The sequence below is a fragment of the Sphingomonas sp. P3_C5 genome (genome assembly GCF_056402635.1).
In genome coordinates this window covers 433,611-451,049 of sequence record NZ_JBFUHA010000003.1, presented here as the reverse complement: position 1 = coordinate 451,049, position 17,439 = coordinate 433,611, and the positions used below count along the sequence as shown (strand labels likewise).

General features: G+C 65.2%; 20 protein-coding genes. 10 read left to right on the top strand and 10 right to left on the bottom strand.

What is annotated here, in order from left to right:
- The first annotated feature begins 419 nt into the window (after positions 1–419).
- Genes AC1DVS_RS11160 through AC1DVS_RS11150 form a run of 3 tightly spaced genes read left to right on the top strand, consistent with a single transcriptional unit; the run spans position 420 to position 2,309 of the window.
- Positions 420–542, top strand: a complete 123-nt coding sequence (locus AC1DVS_RS11160) for a hypothetical protein (RefSeq protein ID WP_478022935.1) — start codon at positions 420–422, stop codon at positions 540–542.
- Positions 539–1,522 carry a 2-hydroxyacid dehydrogenase gene (locus AC1DVS_RS11155; RefSeq protein WP_478022934.1) on the top strand — a complete coding sequence of 328 codons (984 nt, stop codon included), beginning with the start codon at positions 539–541 and terminating at the stop codon, positions 1,520–1,522. Before AC1DVS_RS11160 ends, AC1DVS_RS11155 begins: the two co-directional genes overlap by 4 nt.
- The gene (locus tag AC1DVS_RS11150; RefSeq protein WP_478022932.1) at positions 1,512–2,309 is read left to right on the top strand and encodes an AAA family ATPase; all 798 of its coding nucleotides are present in this window, start codon (positions 1,512–1,514) and stop codon (positions 2,307–2,309) included. The genes AC1DVS_RS11155 and AC1DVS_RS11150 overlap by 11 nt, the downstream gene beginning before the upstream one ends.
- Positions 2,310–2,366: 57 nt before the next feature.
- Here the strand turns inward: AC1DVS_RS11150 and AC1DVS_RS11145 are convergent, their stop codons facing one another.
- From AC1DVS_RS11145 to AC1DVS_RS11100, 10 genes are all read right to left on the bottom strand, one after another.
- The gene (locus AC1DVS_RS11145) at positions 2,367–2,744 is read right to left on the bottom strand and encodes a cupin domain-containing protein (protein WP_478022931.1); all 378 of its coding nucleotides are present in this window, start codon (positions 2,742–2,744) and stop codon (positions 2,367–2,369) included.
- Positions 2,745–3,090: 346 nt separating this feature from the next.
- Positions 3,091–3,990, bottom strand: a complete 900-nt coding sequence (locus AC1DVS_RS11140; RefSeq protein WP_478022929.1) for a DUF6683 family protein — start codon at positions 3,988–3,990, stop codon at positions 3,091–3,093.
- A 76-nt stretch (positions 3,991–4,066) separates the two neighbouring features.
- On the bottom strand, positions 4,067–4,705 hold the full coding sequence (locus AC1DVS_RS11135; protein ID WP_478022927.1) for a hypothetical protein: 639 nt from the start codon (positions 4,703–4,705) through the stop codon (positions 4,067–4,069).
- A gap of 147 nt (positions 4,706–4,852) precedes the next feature.
- Positions 4,853–5,254: a helix-turn-helix domain-containing protein gene (locus tag AC1DVS_RS11130; protein ID WP_478022926.1), complete on the bottom strand. Its 402-nt coding sequence runs from the start codon at positions 5,252–5,254 to the stop codon at positions 4,853–4,855.
- Complete coding sequence (gene sctT / locus AC1DVS_RS11125) at positions 5,251–6,078, bottom strand: type III secretion system export apparatus subunit SctT (RefSeq protein WP_478022924.1); 828 nt, start codon at positions 6,076–6,078, stop codon at positions 5,251–5,253. The genes AC1DVS_RS11130 and sctT overlap by 4 nt, the downstream gene beginning before the upstream one ends.
- Positions 6,075–6,341, bottom strand: a complete 267-nt coding sequence (gene sctS / locus AC1DVS_RS11120; RefSeq protein ID WP_478022922.1) for a type III secretion system export apparatus subunit SctS — start codon at positions 6,339–6,341, stop codon at positions 6,075–6,077. Before sctS ends, sctT begins: the two co-directional genes overlap by 4 nt.
- 12 nt (positions 6,342–6,353) lie before the next feature.
- Positions 6,354–7,049 (bottom strand): type III secretion system export apparatus subunit SctR, encoded by a 696-nt coding sequence (sctR, locus tag AC1DVS_RS11115; protein ID WP_478022920.1) that lies wholly within the window; start codon positions 7,047–7,049, stop codon positions 6,354–6,356.
- A complete protein-coding gene (locus tag AC1DVS_RS11110) occupies positions 7,046–8,014 on the bottom strand; it encodes a FliM/FliN family flagellar motor switch protein (RefSeq protein WP_478022918.1) in 969 nt (322 codons plus the stop codon). The genes sctR and AC1DVS_RS11110 overlap by 4 nt, the downstream gene beginning before the upstream one ends.
- Positions 8,014–8,313, bottom strand: coding sequence for a flagellar biosynthetic protein FliO (gene fliO / locus AC1DVS_RS11105; protein WP_478022916.1), 300 nt, complete (start codon positions 8,311–8,313; stop codon positions 8,014–8,016). The genes AC1DVS_RS11110 and fliO overlap by 1 nt, the downstream gene beginning before the upstream one ends.
- Before the next feature lie 23 nt (positions 8,314–8,336).
- Positions 8,337–9,494 (bottom strand): EscU/YscU/HrcU family type III secretion system export apparatus switch protein, encoded by a 1,158-nt coding sequence (locus AC1DVS_RS11100; RefSeq protein ID WP_478022914.1) that lies wholly within the window; start codon positions 9,492–9,494, stop codon positions 8,337–8,339.
- Positions 9,495–9,991: 497 nt separating this feature from the next.
- On the opposite strand from AC1DVS_RS11100, the gene AC1DVS_RS11095 reads away from it, so the two are divergent.
- From AC1DVS_RS11095 to sctJ, 7 genes are read left to right on the top strand one after another with little or no spacing between them, the layout of a single operon-like run.
- A complete protein-coding gene (locus AC1DVS_RS11095; protein WP_478022912.1) occupies positions 9,992–10,840 on the top strand; it encodes a lytic transglycosylase domain-containing protein in 849 nt (282 codons plus the stop codon).
- A gap of 2 nt (positions 10,841–10,842) precedes the next feature.
- Positions 10,843–12,810 (top strand): FHIPEP family type III secretion protein, encoded by a 1,968-nt coding sequence (locus AC1DVS_RS11090; RefSeq protein ID WP_478022910.1) that lies wholly within the window; start codon positions 10,843–10,845, stop codon positions 12,808–12,810.
- A complete protein-coding gene (gene sctC, locus AC1DVS_RS11085) occupies positions 12,807–14,633 on the top strand; it encodes a type III secretion system outer membrane ring subunit SctC (protein ID WP_478022908.1) in 1,827 nt (608 codons plus the stop codon). Before AC1DVS_RS11090 ends, sctC begins: the two co-directional genes overlap by 4 nt.
- Positions 14,630–15,847 (top strand): SctD/MshK family protein, encoded by a 1,218-nt coding sequence (locus tag AC1DVS_RS11080; RefSeq protein ID WP_478022906.1) that lies wholly within the window; start codon positions 14,630–14,632, stop codon positions 15,845–15,847. The genes sctC and AC1DVS_RS11080 overlap by 4 nt, the downstream gene beginning before the upstream one ends.
- Entirely contained in the window at positions 15,844–16,152 is a 309-nt protein-coding gene (locus AC1DVS_RS11075) for a hypothetical protein (RefSeq protein ID WP_478022904.1), read from the top strand. Before AC1DVS_RS11080 ends, AC1DVS_RS11075 begins: the two co-directional genes overlap by 4 nt.
- Positions 16,153–16,154: 2 nt before the next feature.
- Positions 16,155–16,568, top strand: coding sequence for a hypothetical protein (locus AC1DVS_RS11070; RefSeq protein WP_478022902.1), 414 nt, complete (start codon positions 16,155–16,157; stop codon positions 16,566–16,568).
- Entirely contained in the window at positions 16,565–17,332 is a 768-nt protein-coding gene (sctJ, locus tag AC1DVS_RS11065) for a type III secretion system inner membrane ring lipoprotein SctJ (RefSeq protein WP_478022901.1), read from the top strand. The genes AC1DVS_RS11070 and sctJ overlap by 4 nt, the downstream gene beginning before the upstream one ends.
- Positions 17,333–17,439: the final 107 nt, after the last annotated feature.

The window sequence follows — 17,439 nt, the reverse complement described above, 5'->3', positions numbered from 1 at the left end:
GATGTCGCGATTCAACTGCATCCCTGCATCGGCCATAGAATAGGCACGGGACGTCGCAGAAGCCCGAGCTGCTCTTTCTTATCGTCGGATTTGAATGCCTTTCGCGGCGCCGCGGACCGTTCCGGGGCGCTGAATTTCCCTGTTATTCCCTGTTAATTCCCTGTTCCGGGAAGAGCGGATCGATGAGAAATTCTGTAAGATGCTTCAAAATAACAATAATTTAGAAATCTCGGCTAGGGCACCGTCAAAAAAAAGAAAAATTCCCTGTTCCGACGAGATAACAGGGAATTTGCGAGCCCTGAACGCACGCGCAAGCTCTTATATCAGTTGCGCCAGTAGATATTTCTAATCATAGCTCTCGTGGTGATGCGAGTAATGACGCGATTGCCGGCGGGCCTCAATGCTTACGATTCTGACGAGTGAGCGATATGGATCGCATGCTGTTCCTGGCCGGCAGCGCGAAGATGGTCCGCGCGGAGAAGGCAGCCCCCGCTCAGCTTTTAACGAATGCGCTATCCGATTGGCAGCAGGAGCAGATATGACAAACGAGGGCCGGGCCAAGCCCCGAATTTGCGTGACGCGCCGTTTACCGGCTCCGGTCGAGGACCGTCTCGGGCAGCTATTCGATCTCACTCTCAATTCCGATGACTGCCCGATGGACAGGGAAGCGCTGCGATCGGCGATGCTGACCTGCGATGCCCTGCTTCCCACAATCACCGACCGCATCGACGGCGATCTCGTCGCGACGCCCGGGGGCCGGGTCCGAATAGTCGCCAATTTCGGAGCCGGCACTGATCACATTGATCTGGACGCAGCCCGTGCGGCCGGTCTTGCGGTAACGAACACTCCGGACGCTCTCACCGAGGCGACGGCGGAACTCGCGATATTGCTGATGCTGATGGCGGCAAGGCGCGCCGGAGAAGGCGAGCGGGAGCTGCGCAGCAGCCGCTGGACCGGCTGGCGGCCTACGCACCTCATGGGCCAGGGATTGACAGGCCGCACACTGGGGCTGGTCGGGTTTGGGCGGATCGCCCAGCGCACTGCGTTCAAGGCGTTGGGCCTTGGCATGAAGGTCCAATACTTCGCCCGATCGCCTGTACCACCAATGATTGAGGAAGCGCTGGACGCGATACGAGCACCCAGTGTCGAGGCGCTGGCCGCCGAAGCCGATATCCTGTCGCTGCATGTGCCAGGTGGAGAGGCGACCCGGCATCTCGTCAACGGTGCCCTGCTCTCGTGCATGAAATCGACTGCTATCCTCGTCAATACGGCGCGCGGATCGGTAGTCGACGAGGCCGCGTTGGCGGATGCGTTGGCGCGTGGACGTCTGGCGGCAGTCGGACTCGACGTTTACGAGCGCGAGCCGAAAGTCCATCCCAGGCTATTGGCGAGTCCGCGCGCAGTCCTGCTGCCTCATCTCGGCAGCGCAACGGAGGAAGCTCGGACAGCCATGGGGATGCAGGCCATCGAAAATTTACAGGCCTTCCTCGCTGGAAAAGAGCCGCCGAACCGTGTCGCCTGAGCAGATCCTGCTCGCAGCTGCGGAACGGCTCTTGGAGAGCACGTTCGAACGGCCGATCGTGATGGGCCTGTGCGGTGCGCAGGGCAGCGGAAAATCGACGCTTGCGGCTGCCCTTGCCGGCCGCCTTCCCGACACGGTCGTGCTCTCGCTCGACGATTTCTATCTGACGAGGGCGCAGCGCGCATCCCTTGCGGCCGAAGTCCATCCTCTCTTCGCGACCCGTGGGCCGCCGGCTACTCATGATCTCCCGCTCGCGCTGCAGACCTTCGCTGCACTCGACCGGGGAGAGCCCGCGCCGTTGCCGCAATTCGACAAGGCCGTGGACGACCGGATCGACCCCGCCCTGTGGCCGATCGCACCCTCGCGCTGCCCGCTGATCATCTTCGAAGGCTGGTGCGTCGGCGCGATTCCGCAGCCCGAGGCGGAGCTCACGATACCGGTCAACCAGCTTGAGCGCGAGCGCGACCCAATGGGGATCTGGCGTCGCCATGCCAATGAGGCGCTGGCGGCGTACCAGCCGCTCTTTGCGAGAATGGACATGCTAGCTCTCCTGCGCGCGCCCGATTGGGAAACCGTGCTGGGGTGGCGGATCGAGCAGGAGCACGCCCTTCGCAGATCCCGCGGCGATGGCGTTCGCATAATGGACGATGCGGCCGTGACAGAGTTCGTCAGCCATTATGAGAGGCTCACTCGCCACATCCTGAATGAGATGCCGAGCCGTGCCGATCTTGTGCTGCAGCTTGCCGGAGATCGTTCGTGCGTGAATGTCCCCGCTAAAACAAAGTAAGGACTGGGCGCCCGCTGCTGGACATCGACCTGAATCGCGGCCGGGTACGATCCGGTTTCAGTTCGCTGGCACCGCGACCGGGTCGTGGCTGCCTTTCAGCAGGACGACGAGGAACTTCGCTGGCTTGGTCCGGCTCGCGTTGCGGCCGATCGTGTGCACGTCGGTGGGGCCTTCGTAGAAAGTCTGCCCCGCTCTGAGCGTGACGGTCTTGCCGCCACGCACCCCCATCACGATCGAGCCCTCGAGCACATAGACGAAAGCGTGCGCGTTGTGACGATGCACGGGATCGACGGAGCCCGGCGGATACACGACCGTAACCACCAGCGCTTCCTTGCCGGGATAGTCAGCGAGCGCTTTGGTCATCAGCTCGGTGAAGATCGCTGCGCGGGGCGCCGGCTCCGCATCGGCGGTGCCCGTGGTCAGCGACGCACTCAACGCCAACCTCGAGGTTGCCGGCCAGGAGCAATTTCGCCTCGACGAAGTCGCGATGGAGATCGCGACCGCCCACGAAGACGGCCGCCGGATCGTCGCTGACGCTCATGCCCGGTATTTCGGTGCGGAGCTCGAGGGGAGATCCCTGTTGCCGGGGCCCGATGCCCGTATCGCCTCACTTAGGTTCGACGATTGGCTACGCGATAGTCTGCGGCCGAGCTGGTCCTCAATGCCCGCAAATGAGAATTGCGGGTGCGGGCAGCAGATAATATGCTGTCGGTGTGGATGAATTTGTTTTGGTGTCCGTGGTCGCTCGTTGTGGGCCTTTGTCGCTGTCCGCCTCCGGGCCTCAGCCGCTTTTACGGCCGACAACGCGACGGAAGACCAGCAGGCCGCCCAGTCCTGCGCCGGTCGCGGCGGCAATCAGACCATACGGTGTCCGCCCATCGCTGGTAGCGGTCGCGTCTGCATCGGCCACGTCGGCTCGTCTCGCGCCGGGCGCCGCCTCGTTGCTGCCGCGCTGGATCGGGACGAATCCATCTTCAGTCAGTTCCATCATACCGAGATCGATCCCCATGCCGCGGGCACCCTTGGCGACGGCCGCGCCGATCGCCGCCAACCGGGCGCGATCCCCCTTTGCCTGCTCGACCGCGGTATCGATCAGTGCCGCCTGGACCAGCAGCGATTCAGCGAGTTCCTGTTTTGCGGCGTCGTCCGCGCCCGTGAACTTGGCTGAGGCGGTCAGCGCGCGCGCGGCCTGGCCGCGGACAGCCTCGTTCTTGGCGCGACTGGGCGTCGCGTTGCTGCCGCGGGTGGCCTGCCAGGCATTGATCCACCAGACCGTGTAGGCATCCGCGACATTGTCCACGCGCAGACCGGCCGGTGCGAGTGCGTGGCCGATCTTGTCGATGAAGTCACCCGAGGCGAACAGGCCAGCGAGATCCTTCGCGCCCGCCGGATCGACCGCGCGGGTCTTCTCGAGAAAATGCGCGAGGTTGGCGGTGCGGCGCGCCCTCGAAGGCTGGTAGCGCAGTACCATCGCATCCGGCGCAACGGCACGAGGTACGTCCGAAAACGGGCGTCCCGTCCGATGCGGGGGCGGACGTCGCACCTGTTCGCGCAATACGATACCGAGCTGGTCGGTCCCCGTAACCGACGGGATGATCGTGCTCCAGCCCATATCCTGGGCCGCCGCCGTTATCGGGCAGAGCGCGCCGACTGCCATGACCAACGCCAAAGTCCGCTTCATCCGACCCTCCTCTTTCGCAACGCAAAAAAGGGAGAGCGGGTGATACCCGCCCTCCCCGGCTTGAAAACCGCGAAGCTTACTGCTTGCGCGCCATACCGCTGAGACCTTCGCCGATCGTCTTGATGACCGTGCTGCTCGCATTCATCAGATAGGAGAATTCCTGGCCGGCGACCTGCAGATCGGTCGAAGCCTTGACCGACTTGTTGCTGCCCTGCTTGTCGAGCGCCTGCGCCATCTTGTCCATGTCCTGAACCTTCTTGTCGAGCGCCTGCGCCATGGCGTCCGCGATCGCCTGCAGCCAGCTCCCGCTGCCCTTGCTGCCACGCGACTTGCGGGCCTCGGCCATGTCCTTGCCGCTCTTGAAGGCTTCTGCGAGCTTCGTGTACATGTCGCGCGAGTCCTGCTGCGCCGAACGCTGCAATTCGCCCTGCTCCGCCGGCGACAGGCCGAACTGCTGGGCCAGATCCGACACAGCTTCCGCGATCGTTGCCGGGCCGCCGGTCGTGCCGGTCGCAGCCGAGAAGGCGTTCTGCGCCATATTGATCATGCCCTGCGGCAGGCCCAACTCCTGGCCCAACTGCTGGATCACTTCCTTTGCGATCGCCGTACCGATCGTGCGCACGGCCAGCGAGGCCCATCCGGCCGGCCCCATCGCCAGCTGCGCGAGACTGACCGGATTGACCAACGAACCCGCGATACCGCTCAAGAAACTCATGACCGTTCCTTCCAGAATTTCGCGCTCCTTCGGGGAGCGGACCGGTCGCAGCTGGCCGCCGCGACAGGGGCAAAACTGCCCCGGATCCGTGCGTCGCGCGCTCGACGATTCGTTTAGTTCGCCTAAACGATTCGCTTAGGCTCCTCCTCATTCGATCGGCAGGAACAGCAGGCCCGCGAGGCTGTTGAGCTCGCGGACGCCATCCAGCTCCAACTTTCGGATCGCGTTATTCATATGCGTGCGAACAGTGTTCTCCGTCATGTTGAGCAGGAGGGCGATGTCGCCATTCGCGCGTCCCCAACCGAGAAAGCGCAGCACCGCGGCCTCGTTGCGCGTCAGCGTCTGCAGCCCGGCGATATGCAGCAGTGGCACGCGCGCACCGGTCACGCTGAACTCGCCGATCACGATATCGCGGGCATGCGCGTCGCGACGCGTCTCGGACTCGCGCAGCCTTTCGACCAGCCTGGTCAGTTCCTCGGTATCGGTCACGCCCTCGCCGGCGAGGTCTGCAGACGCGAGCGGCGGCCGGGGGGCGGGAAACCCGCTCATTTCGGCTGGCCCACGCGCTGGAGCACCCCGCCCGCGATTTCCTCGCGCGTGCCGAGATCGGCGATAACCGCCTGAGCGAACAGGGGGAGCGTCAGGATGAGGACGAAGATCGCCGCCGCCGCCTTGATCGGCATCGACAGCGCGAACACGTTGAATTGCTGCGCGAAGCGGTTGAGAAAGCCGAGTCCGGCATCGATCACGTAGAGGACAGTGAGGACGGGCGCTGCGAAGAGGAAGGCCAGCGCGAACAGCCGACCGAACTCGCCCTCGAAGAACTGCAGCGCGCGCATATCGAGCACGATGCCGCCAGGCCCGAGCGGCCATACCAGATAGCTTCCCATCACTGTGCCGACGAGCAAGGTGAGCCCACCCGCGGTCACGAAAACCACTTCGGCGAAGCGGCCGAGCAGGATACCGGTCAGCGACGTTGTCGACCCGCTCAGCGGATCGACCAGCTGGCCGATCGTCGCCCCGACTTTTGTGTCGATGATCTCGCCCGCCGATGCCAGCGCCCACAGCACAGTGCCGAAGAACAGCCCGATGATCCCGCCTGCCGCCGCCTCCTTCAGCAGCATCTTTGCCCAGTCCATAGCAGTCAGGCTGGCTGGCGCGAAATCGGGCTGGAGCGCAAGCGCGACCAGGCCGAAGGTAACGATGATGCTGTTGCGCACGGTCGTCGGCATCGCCTCGCGCGAGAAGACAGGCACGAAAACAAAAGCAAAGGCGAAGCGCGTCGAGGCGATGCCGACAGTGAGCAGCTGATCGAGCCAGGGCATCGCCGCGAAGAGCGGCACGCCGATCCCGGGCGGCGCCGCCTCGATCATCGGCCGACTCCCGCAATATCCGAGAAGATTCCGTCGGCATAGCTGAACAACGTGCCCGCCATCAGCCCCGCGGTGATGAAAATGCTGACCACGATCGCGAAGAACTTCAGCGTATATTGCAGCGTCTGCTCTTGCAGCTGCGTCGCTGCCTGAATGATCGCGACGAGCAGCCCGACCACCGACGCGGCAATGATCGGCGGCGCCGACAGCAACAACACCAGCCACAGCGCCTGGGTGGTCAGCGCGACGACATCGTCGCTCATTTCGGCCGCCGCCTATACATAGGACAGCACCAGCCCGTGGCTGAGCTTCACCCAGCCGTCGACGAGCACGAACAGCAGGATCTTGAACGGCAGCGAGATCGTCACCGGCGACAGCATCATCATGCCCATCGCGAGCAGGATGTTGGAGATCACCATATCGATCACCAGGAACGGCAGGAAAATCAGGAACCCGATCTGGAAGGCGATCTTGAGCTCCTTCACCACGAAGGCGGGGATGACGATGACGAAGTCGCTCTCCTTGAGAAGCTGCACCTTCGCCGGATCGCCAATGCGCTGCTGGGTGCGAAGGAAGAAGGCGCGCTCGCGCGGATCGCTGTGCTTCATCAGGAACTCGCGCAGCGGCTCCTTGGCGCGATCCGCGGTCGCGAAGATATCCCCCGTGCTCTCGATCGGGTTCTCCGCCTGTTGCGGATCGCCGGGCATGGTCGGCGCCGCGGGCGCTTCGATCGCAGCGGCCGCCTGCATCTTTTCGAGCGTCGGATACATCACGAACACCGACAGGATCAGCGCGAGCCCGTTGAGGACCAAATTGGGCGGCACCTGCTGCAGACCGAGCGCATTGCGCACAAGGCTGAGCACGACCGCGATCTTGGTGAAACTGGTCACCATCACCGCAAAGAACGGCGCCAGCGCGATGAGGACGACCGTGATCAGGGCCGAGCCCGGGGTGAATTGCGCCAGGTTCATGCGTCCGCCTCCGCGGAATCGCCATCGCCCTCGATGTCCAGCGGGGGAGCGTCGCTGACATCGGCGATCGACGCCCGCTCCTCGATCAGCACCGCAAAGCGATCGCCGAGCTGGACCAGCTCGCCACGCGCGAGCATCCGGCCCGCGACGAGCAGATCGATCGGCATGCCTTCCGTCAGGGGACCCAGCGGCAACGCCATGCCGGGCCGTAACGCGGCGAGGCTGGCGGCGCTGGTCAGGCGGTCCGGCAGGCGCAGCGTCAACGGCACCGCGAAATCGCGCGGCGCCCCGGCGAGGGGTGTCTCGGTAGCCATTGGCCCTCCTTGTGGATCGAGCGTGAAATATCCCGTCGAAAGCGTGATCGCTCCCGCAAGCCTGATGTCGTCGGCGGCGCTCAGGATCGCAGAGGGCGCCGCGCCGACCAGCACCAGATCGCCAGCCGCCAGTTCTCCCGCTTCGGCGATGCCAAGGCGAGGGCCATCGACCAGAACCCGCACGATCACCGGAAGGGCCGAAGCCGGCGGCGCGAGCGTGCGAGCCCGTGCTTCCCAGCCGTCGCGACCGGCATGGTGCGGCGGCACGGCGATCAGCCCAGCCGTCCCCTCATCCTCGAACGACAGAATCACGCCTTGCGGAAGATCGGCCCCGAGCGCATCGGGCTCCAGCACAAGATCCAGCACCTGCTCGATCCGCGCGAGGACCGGATCGATCCGGTCGAGCAACGCCACCGCATCCCCGATCCGGCCTTCGTCGAGCGGTACGGCCTGGCCGCCGCACCGGAGGATCCGGAAGCGGATGCCATCCGGGCAGGCAAACCACGATGCCGCCACCGGCGTCTCCCGAACGATCGCGACATCGAACCCGGCATCGCCGATCAGCGCACATAATGTGCCGCCGAGCGCGGCCGCATCCGGGTCGAGGCGGCGCAGAGACGTCAGTCCGTCGAGCGAAAGCGCGGTCGCCATCAGGGCACCGGCCGGCCGACTTCGTCAGGCCAGCGTGCCAACAGCGTAATGCCGCCGGTGGTAACCCCGACCAGCATCGTCTCGCCCCGCGCTTCGATCAGCACGACGCGCTCGCGCTGCCCGAGCGGCATTGAACGCAGGAACCGGATCGGCGGTTCGCCCACCCCGTTCGAGGCCACCCCCAGCTGGCGATCCTGCAGCTTCTTGAGCATCCAGATGACGCCCCACGCCATGCCGAGGACCACGGCGAGCGCCACCACGACCGCCACGATCGACGACAATATGGCTCCAATTCCCATGGGGTTCGGTTCTCCTTTAATCGTCAGCCGGCGGCGGGGGCGGGCAATCGGGCGGGGCCATCCATGTCCTGCCACATCGGCGCGTCGCCGCTGCGCGCCTTGGCCGCCCACAGGATGATCGCGGCGATCGCGTCGAACATGTCCTCCGGTACGATCTCGCCAATCTCGCCGCGTGCCCATAGCGCACGCGCCGTCGTGATGTTGCGAATGATCGGCACGCCCGCGCGCTCGGCTTCGGTCCGCATCGCCGCGGCCAGCGGGCCTGCCCCCTTGGCCGCGATCACCGGGACCGGGCAACTCTCGAGATCATAGTCGAGCGCGATCGCGATGTGGGTGGGATTGACCAGCAGTGCGGCCGAGCCGCGCGTTGCGCCGATCGCATTCTGGTTCGCCCATTCCTGATGCATCTCGCGCCGCATCGACTTGATCTGCGGATCGCCCTCGTCCTCCTTGTGCTCCTGGCGAATGTCGCGCCGACTCATCTTCATCTTCTTTATGAAGCTCGCCTTGGCGTAGAGCCGATCCGCCACTGCGACGAACAGGAACACGCAGACCACCATCGCGAACATCTGCAACGTCAGCGACCAGGTCTGGCTGAGCGAGGCCATCGCCGCGGCGGGTCCGCTGGCATCGATCGGAGAGCTGCCGGCAAGGGCGATGAGCTGGGTCGAACTCGCCAATGCATTGCGGATGACGATCCATGCGATCGTGCAGATCAGGGCGACCTTAACCAGGGTCTTGGCCAGCTCGAACAATCCGTCCTTGCCGAACATCCGTTTCAGACCCTCGATCGGATTCATCTTCTCGAGCCCGAACTTCAATTTTTCCGTGGTCAGGATCGGACCAACCTGCAGGAATTCGGCGAATGTCGCGATGAGGGCGACCGGCACAAGGGTCACGAGCGAGATGCGCATGAGCGTGCCGAGCGCATCCCATCCAGCGGTCGCGGCGGCGCGTTCGAACGGCAACGTCGTCGCCCCGGCGATCGTGTCGGTCGCGAGGCGCGCAAGTTCTTTCGCGACATACCCCGAGGCGGCGAGAAAGAGAATCAGCCAGGCCAGTGTCAGCAAGCCGGCACCGAGGTCCTTGGACTTGGCGACATCCCCCTTTCTACGCGCGTCGCGCAGTTTTTTCGGCGTCGGCAGCTCGCTTTTGTCGGCACCGTCATTCTTCTGGGCCATGCGGGGGCACATTCTCCAGCGACGACTGGACTGTTCGACGCGATATTACGTCGACTATCCGATCTCGTCAGCCGGGCAGGCCTAAAAACAACGCAGTCCGTGGGGCACGACAGCGTCTTATCCACAATTCATCAATAATTCGGGACTCGTCAACACTTCGACTCAGAAATTTTACAGTTGTTACCCATCTGTTTACTGACAGCGTAGAGTGTAACGCCGATGAGTCGTGCAAAATTTACGTTGAATAGAAAAATTATCTTTCTGTTACGTGTGCAAAACGATAAAAAGGTTCCCAGTCTTTGCGTCAACTCGTCGTGTATTTGACCCGGCACATCGTGTGTGGCGAAATTTGAACTAAACTGGTGCCAATGTCTTGAAAATGCAAAAAAACTCTCGCAAACTCAGAACCGCGCACGGTTCGGGCAGGCTCCGAGCGCAGTGGGGCATCGTGAAGTCCATCGGCTGTGTTCAGCCAGTGGCCGGGAGAGCGATGCAACATGGGAACTCTGTTCAACGAGCGCGCTAGCGCCAGATTTATCTTTATCCTCGGGGCCGCAGCGCTTGGGCAGCCGGCTGCCGCAAGAGACCGCGCGCCGCCACCGCCGCCCTGCCCGCTTGCCGAGATGCTGCGTGTCGCCAGTGCAGCATCGCTCGCGGGGCTCCAGACCCTCAGCCAGTGTGCAAATATCGTCGTCGCGCCGGCCTCACCAACGGAATATGTCCCGCCGTCGAATCGCAGGATCGCACCTGAGCCTCCGCAACTCCGCCGCGTCGCGTCACCCGCCACGGCCATCGCCGATGCTGCCGACGCGCGGTCCGCCAACTTCCAAGTCGCCGCGATCGCCCCGAAGGCGCTGGAACCGGCCGAACTGACGGCCGACGCGCTCTCGCTCAGTGCCGACTCGATCCTGGCCATGCGCCCGGTCTCCTACAGCACGCCTTACGACTCGATGATCCAGCGGGTTGCCGCTCGGCAGCGGATCGATCCGCTGTTGTTGCACGCGGTGATCGCCCAGGAATCCCGCTACCACGCGGGCGCAACCAGCTCGGCCGGCGCACGCGGCCTGATGCAGTTGATGCCCGGCACCGCCCGCATGCTCAGCGTCCACGGCGCGGCGATCGTCGATGCCGAGGCCAATGTCGATGGCGGCGCGCGTCTGCTTCGCCAACTCTATGGCCGGTTCAACGATTTCTCGCTGACGCTCGCGGCCTACAACGCCGGCGAAGGCGCGGTCCGCAAATATGGCAACCGCATCCCGCCCTATGCCGAGACGCAGAATTATGTGCGCCAGGTAAGCGCTAATTATCAGCGACTCGTCGCCGAACAGGGAATGACGGGCCGCTGAATATGGCACGAGCCATTCCCTTCCAGCGCCTGCGGGCGCTGCCGATTCGAGCGGCGGACATCCTGCTGATCGGCGTCGTCGTAGCCGTCGTCATGCTGATGATCGTGCCGATGCCGCCGCTTGCGCTCGATGTCCTGATCGCAACCAACATGACGATCGGCATCCTGCTGCTGCTGAGCGCGATGTACGTCACTAAGCCGCTCGATTTCTCGACCTTCCCGACCGTACTGCTGCTGTCGACCCTGTTCCGGCTCGCGATCAGCATTTCCACCACCCGCATGATCCTGACCGAGATGAACGGCGGCGCGATCATCCAGCAATTCGGCGAGATGGTCGCCGGTGGCAACCTGATCGTTGGGCTCGTCGTGTTCCTGATCATCACGATCGTCCAGTTCATCGTCATCTCGAAGGGTGCCGAGCGAGTCGCCGAGGTGGCGGCGCGCTTCAGCCTCGACGCGATGCCAGGCAAACAGCTGTCGATCGACAGTGACCTGCGCTCCGGCATCCTGAGCAAGGACGAAGCGCGCGAAAAGCGGCGCACGCTTGAGATGGAGAGCAAGCTGCACGGCAGCCTCGACGGCGCGATGAAGTTCGTAAAGGGCGACGCGATTGCCTCGATCGTGATCGTGCTGGTCAATCTGATCGGCGGGCTCGCGATCGGCATGCTTTATCACGGCATGTCGGCGGGCGCTGCCGCCACGACCTTTTCGATCCTGACGATCGGCGACGGGCTGGTAGCACAGGTGCCCGCCTTGTTCTCGGCGATGGCCGCCGGCCTGCTCGTCACCCGCACGACCGACGAGGAACGCGACCGCGATCTTGGCCCTGCCATTTCGCGCCAGCTGCTCGGCAAGCCGCATGTGCTGCTGATCGCGGGTGGCCTCGCGATCATGCTCGGGCTGGTCCCTGGGTTCCCGACGCTCATCTTCTTCGCGCTTGCCACTGCGCTTCTCGCTGGCGGGGTGCTCGGCCATCCGACGTCGGGCCGCTGGGTCCGCCTGCGGCTGGGCTTCGTGGTGAACGATCCGGCAAGCCCGGCGGGCGAGACGATGATCGCCGCACAGGCGCTGCCCCGGCTCGATGCGCTGCGGTTGACCGTCGGCATGTCCGCGGAACAACCGGCCTTCCCGCTCCTGGCGGAAAGCGTTCGCGCCGGCATCGCCCGTTTGCAGGAACGCAGCGGCGTCGCGATCCCCGACCTGCGCATCGTTGCCGATGCTGATAGCCGGGTGCCCGAAGGAAGCTGGGTGCTGGTCGCGCATGATGCGCCACTCGGGGACGGGATTGGCGCGGGTGCCGATAGCGCGCGGCAGGTGGGCGACCATGTCGAGCGGTTGCTCGAACGCAATCTCGTCCTGTTCCTGGGACTGCAGGAAATCACCGATCAGCTCAACCGGCTCGGCGAAAGCCATCCTGAAGTGGTCAAGGAGGCGGTGCGTGCCGTGCCGACCGGCCGCATCGGAGAGGTGCTGCGGCTCCTCGCCGAAGAGAGGGTCCCACTGCGCAATTTCCGCGACGCGATCGAGGCGATCGGCGAGGTCGGCCAATATGAGCGCGAGGCCGTGCCGATGGCAGAGCGCGTTCGCATTGCGATGCGCCGCCATCTGATCGCACCAATGTGTGATCAGGGTCGGCTGCGCGTGCTGATCGTCGGCAGCAACTTGGAGGAGATCATCCGCCATACGCTGACCCCGGTCGACGGCCAGATGCGGCTGGCGATCAATCCGCACCAGATGCGCGCGCTCAACGCCCTGCTCGCCGAGCAGGTCAGCGCCAGCGGCGCTCGCGCGATCCTGACCGCACAGGATCTGCGGCGGCCGCTCCGGCTGCTGATCGCCGGCGACCTGTTCGACGTGCCGGTTATTTCGTTCAACGAGCTCAACCCCGCGGTCCCGCTGGACATCGTCGGCGAGCTCAATTCCGCCCCCGAGAGCCTGGCCGACCAGGTGCAACGCGAGTTTGCCGAATGACCCGTTTGTCGTGGCGTTCCCTGCTTATCGCCGCGTGCGCGGCACTGGTGCCGCTGCCGGCGGCGGCCGAGGCGCCGCCTTTTACCGAGAAGCCCGTGACCATCACCGCCCGCAACCAGCGCGTGGACGCGGCGATTGCCGATCTCTTCGGTCAGGCGGGGCTCAAGGTAAAGACCAGCTCGGCGATCACGGGCAAGGTCAACGGCGTGTTCGCCGGCACGCCGCGCACGATCTGGGAGCAGTTCGCCCGCGCCTTCAATCTTGTCGCTTATTATGACGGCGCTGTCGTGCGGGTCTATACCAGCGGCGAGATCCAATCGCGCAGCTTCGCGGCCGCCGATCCGGCTGGTGTCGTGCGCGACGCGCAACGTATGCGCATGATCGACGGCGCAAACTCGATCAGCGCCGCGAGCAACGCAGTGAGCGCCACCGGCGTACCGGCCTTTCTCGATCGCGTCGCGCAGATCGCCGGTACGACCAAGGCGAGTGCGGTGATGATCCCAGCATCGACCACCCCGTCGGATGCGGGAGTCATTTCGCCGCTGCTGGGTCCGGCGGCGCTCGACACCGTCGTCAGCACGCCGTTGCGCTCGCGCATCCTCGCCTCGGTCACGACCCGGTCGCCCTATGAGGTGCGCATCTTCTATCTCCGCTATGCGCGGGCTGACGACACCATCCAGAAGAGTTTCGACCGCACTGTGGTGATCCCGGGCGTCGCCTCGATCCTGCGCGGGATGATGGGTGATGGGCGGCCGTCCAACACAGTCTCGACCAGCGGCAATTTCGATCTCGAACGCCAGTCGATGCCCCGGCTCGGCGGGCGCGGCCTCAATGCCGTGGCGCCGGACGAGGCACAGCGGAGCTTCGATCAGCAGGGCACGCCGGGCCTCGACACCACCGTCGTCCGCGAGGCAGCACCGCGCGACATCAACGGGCCGCGCGTCGAGGTCGATCCGACCAACAATGCGGTGTTGATCCGCGACCGTCCCGAATCGATGACCGTCTACGAGGACATCGTGAAGGCGCTCGACGTCGAGCCGCGCGGCGTCGAGATCGAGGCGACGATCCTGGAACTCGATACCAGCCGCTTGAAGGATCTGGGCATCGACATGGGATTTCGCGACGGCGGTTTCGCGGCGCTGTTCGGGGGAACCTCGTCCAATCCGACCAGCAATTTTTCGGGGTCGAACCTGGCTGCGACCTACCTCACCGGATCGCTCAACGGCTTTGCGCTGCGCATCACCGCGCTCGAGAAGAGCGGTATCCTGCACGTCGTCTCGCGGCCCCGGCTGAGCACGCTCAACAATATCCCGGCGGTGTTCAACAATCAGGTGCAATATTATGTCCGTGTCGCCGGGGATCGCCAGGTCGATCTCTTCCCGGTCACCGCGGGCATGGTCATGCGCGTCAACCCCTCGGTGCTGTTCGACGGCGGGGAGTTGCGTACCCGCCTTGCGATCGAGATTCTCGACGGATCGCCGACTGGCCTGATCGTCGATGGCATCCCGGCGGTGAAGCAGTCGAGCATCAACACCAGCGCCGTCGTACGGCAGGGCGAGAGCCTGCTGATCGGCGGCATGACCGTCGAAACGCAATATGACTATAAATCGAAGGTTCCGGGCGTCGGCGACATCCCGATCGTCGGCCAGGCCTTCCGCAAGCGCAGCAAGGGGGCGCAGCATATCGAGCGGATCTTCCTGATCACGCCCCGCATCGTCTCGCAGGGCGCAGGCGCCGGCCGGCTGCAGCCGGCTTCCGCCCAGACTCCGATTCCCCTGGAGAATATCCAGAAGCTTGCCAGCAAGCGGAGGAAGAAGCGGTGAACGCCCCCTTCGCCCCGCCGGCCACCGGCGCCACGGTGCTGCGCGTGCTGAGCGGACGCCTCCAGGGTGCGGAGCACCGGCTGCACAGCGGCAAGTTCGTGCGCGTGGGGCACGGCTTCGACCATGACATCGTGCTGCGCGATTCCTCGACGCGCGGCCTGTCGCTCGAACTGCACCTCGGCGAAGACGTCGCGACGATCCGCGTCGTGGCCGGCCAGGCAAACCTGTTCGGCCGTCCGGTCGGCGCGGGCGAGGAAGCGACCCTGCCGGCGTTCATTCCGATGGTGCTCGGCGGGATCACTGTGGCGGTGGGCGATACCGGCTCGGAACGATGGACGGAGACAGCGCGGCTCTGCTCGATGCTCGCCCCGTGCGAGGACGTGGACGGCAATCTCGACCGTCGGCGTGCGGCGCTGGGCGAACGTTTCGCGACGCGTCTCTATCCGATGCGTGACGCGTTCTCGTTCGAACGCCGCTGGCCGCTCTATGCGATGCTGGTGGCGGGGCTGCTGCTGCTCACCGCGCTGACCGGGCCGGCGACGCGCTGGATCGGCCGGCAGCTGCACAATAGCGAAAGCGACCGGGCGATGCTCGCCGCCGCCGGCTTCGGCGGCCTGACCGTGACCGAAAGCACGACCGGGCCGGTGATCCACGGCATCGTCAAGGATGATGCGGCGCTGGGCCGCCTTCGCCAGCTGGTCGCCGGCAGCATGGCCTCGGCCGTGCTCGACGTGGACACGATGCAGGGACTCGCGGCCGCCGCCACGGACCTGCTGCGCGCGCAGGGCATTGAAGGAGAGGCGAAACCCGGCCGCGGCAATGCGCTGCTGGTCACCGCCGAGTTCCTTCCGGCCGACCGCCAGACCGAACTCGCCCGGCTGATCAAGCGCGACGTGCCCGGTATTTCGCGCGTGGTGTTCGCGGCTGACGGCAGCCGGGGCGACCGCGACCTGCAATATTTCTTCTCGGGCTCGGAATCCGGGCTCGCCACCTTCGTCGATGGCAATCCCGGCTACATCACCACCGCCGACGGCACGCGCTGGTTCGCCGGTGCACAGGTGCCGACCGGACACAAGATCATCGCCATCGGCAATGGCCGCGTCAGTTTCGAGCGCGACGGCCAGATCGAGGAACTCCTCCTGGGCCCCAGCACGCCGCCCGCCCAGGTCGAGACACACACCACCGGCGGCCGTACCGAAGGGACGCAATCATGACGAACCCGATCAACAGTGCCACGCTCGGCACGCTCGCCGCGATGGGCGGCATGGGCAATACCGAAGTCCGCGACGGCAAGAGCAATTGGTTCGAGGCCTTTGCCGATGCCTGGGGCAAGGCGCTCGATACCCAGGCCGATGTCATCACCGCCCAGTCGGACGTCGTCTCGCAAGGCGGCGACAAGCCTTCCGACATCACCCAGCTGACCGCAGAATCGATGCGGATGAGCTTCATGGCCAACAGCTCGCACAGCTCGATCGACAGCGTCTCCAAGGCGCTCGAGACCATGGCGAGGAAGAACTGACCATGAGCATCGATGCGATCGGTGCGCTTGCCGCACCCGCCGCCGGAGCGCTCGGATCGGGCGGACGCGCCTTCGATCTGCTGCCGCCGGGCGGCACGTCGGGCGCGAACCCCGCGCTCGAAGGACGCTTCCATCAGGCGCTGGAGCGCATGGGGTCAGTCGAGGGCACGGTGCCCGCCGGTCAGATCCCGCCAGCGCTAAAGGGCATGTTCAGCGCGCTCGACCAGGTCAATGTCCAGGCGCGCGCGGTCTCGCGCTATGCCGAATCCGCCGCGGCGAGCGGCGGGCAGCTGACCCCGGGAGAAATGGTCCAGCTGACCATGAAATGCTCGGAATTCATGTTCCAGGCCCAGCTCACTTCCAACATCGCCAACCGCAGTTCGGATGGCGTCCAGCAGCTGTTCAAGCAGCAATGACCGCGCCCGCACGCCGCCGGTCGTCATGGCGGGGGCGCCTCGCCGCGCCCCTGCTGTTGCTGGCGGCGCTCGGTCTCGCCGGCTGCGGCAACCAGGAGGTCTATGGCAAGCTGACCGAACCGGCGGCGAACGAGATGCTGGCGGTGCTCAGTCAGGCCGGCATCCAGGCGCGCAAGGTCGCGGGCGAGAAGGACAATTGGAGCATCACCGTCGACCAGGGCGAATTCGCCCGCGCGATCGAGACGCTGCGCGCCCATGGCCTGCCGCACGAGAATTACGAATCGCTCGGCACGGTGTTCAAGAAGGAAGGCTTCACCTCGACACCGCTCGAGGAACGCGCAAGGCTGATCTACGGCCTGTCGCAGGAACTGAGCCGCACGATCAGCGACATCGACGGCGTGGTACAGGCGCGCGTCCACCTGACCATGCCCGAGGCCGATCCGCTTTCTCGCGAGGCCAAGCCCTCGGCTGCATCGGTTTTCGTCAAATACCGCACCGGGTTCGATCTGCGCAGCCAGACCGGCGCGATCAAGGCGCTCGTCACCAACGCGATCGACGGCCTGACCTATGATCGCGTTTCGGTGGTGATGGTGCCCGCTCAGGCATTGCCGGTGATGCCAGCCGATGAAGGCATGATCTCCGTGTCGACTCTCGTGCGGACGCTCGCGGCGATCGTGGCGGCGCTGCTGCTCGCCTTTGCCGGGCGGGCCTTGTGGCGCATGCGGCGGCTGAAGCCTGGTCTGCCGGGCACGGTGCGGCCTTGAGGGGAGAGGAACGCCGGCGGCGCCACGCCCTCCTCGCGGAAACGACGGGCGATGGGCGCGGAACGCGCTTCGCCCGGCGCCGATCCGGGCAGGCCGGCCCCCGCTTC

What these genes read in the sequence shown, in the direction of transcription:
- AC1DVS_RS11155 (WP_478022934.1), top strand. Translation starts at nt 539, where the DNA reads ATGACAAACGAGGGCCGGGCCAAGCCCCGAATTTGCGTGACGCGCCGT.
- AC1DVS_RS11140 (WP_478022929.1), bottom strand. Translation starts at nt 3,990, where the DNA reads ATGAAGCGGACTTTGGCGTTGGTCATGGCAGTCGGCGCGCTCTGCCCG.
- AC1DVS_RS11135 (WP_478022927.1), bottom strand. Translation starts at nt 4,705, where the DNA reads ATGAGTTTCTTGAGCGGTATCGCGGGTTCGTTGGTCAATCCGGTCAGT.
- AC1DVS_RS11130 (WP_478022926.1), bottom strand. Translation starts at nt 5,254, where the DNA reads ATGAGCGGGTTTCCCGCCCCCCGGCCGCCGCTCGCGTCTGCAGACCTC.
- sctT (WP_478022924.1), bottom strand. Translation starts at nt 6,078, where the DNA reads ATGATCGAGGCGGCGCCGCCCGGGATCGGCGTGCCGCTCTTCGCGGCG.
- sctS (WP_478022922.1), bottom strand. Translation starts at nt 6,341, where the DNA reads ATGAGCGACGATGTCGTCGCGCTGACCACCCAGGCGCTGTGGCTGGTG.
- sctR (WP_478022920.1), bottom strand. Translation starts at nt 7,049, where the DNA reads ATGAACCTGGCGCAATTCACCCCGGGCTCGGCCCTGATCACGGTCGTC.
- AC1DVS_RS11110 (WP_478022918.1), bottom strand. Translation starts at nt 8,014, where the DNA reads ATGGCGACCGCGCTTTCGCTCGACGGACTGACGTCTCTGCGCCGCCTC.
- fliO (WP_478022916.1), bottom strand. Translation starts at nt 8,313, where the DNA reads ATGGGAATTGGAGCCATATTGTCGTCGATCGTGGCGGTCGTGGTGGCG.
- AC1DVS_RS11100 (WP_478022914.1), bottom strand. Translation starts at nt 9,494, where the DNA reads ATGGCCCAGAAGAATGACGGTGCCGACAAAAGCGAGCTGCCGACGCCG.
- AC1DVS_RS11095 (WP_478022912.1), top strand. Translation starts at nt 9,992, where the DNA reads ATGGGAACTCTGTTCAACGAGCGCGCTAGCGCCAGATTTATCTTTATC.
- AC1DVS_RS11090 (WP_478022910.1), top strand. Translation starts at nt 10,843, where the DNA reads ATGGCACGAGCCATTCCCTTCCAGCGCCTGCGGGCGCTGCCGATTCGA.
- sctC (WP_478022908.1), top strand. Translation starts at nt 12,807, where the DNA reads ATGACCCGTTTGTCGTGGCGTTCCCTGCTTATCGCCGCGTGCGCGGCA.
- AC1DVS_RS11075 (WP_478022904.1), top strand. Translation starts at nt 15,844, where the DNA reads ATGACGAACCCGATCAACAGTGCCACGCTCGGCACGCTCGCCGCGATG.
- AC1DVS_RS11070 (WP_478022902.1), top strand. Translation starts at nt 16,155, where the DNA reads ATGAGCATCGATGCGATCGGTGCGCTTGCCGCACCCGCCGCCGGAGCG.
- sctJ (WP_478022901.1), top strand. Translation starts at nt 16,565, where the DNA reads ATGACCGCGCCCGCACGCCGCCGGTCGTCATGGCGGGGGCGCCTCGCC.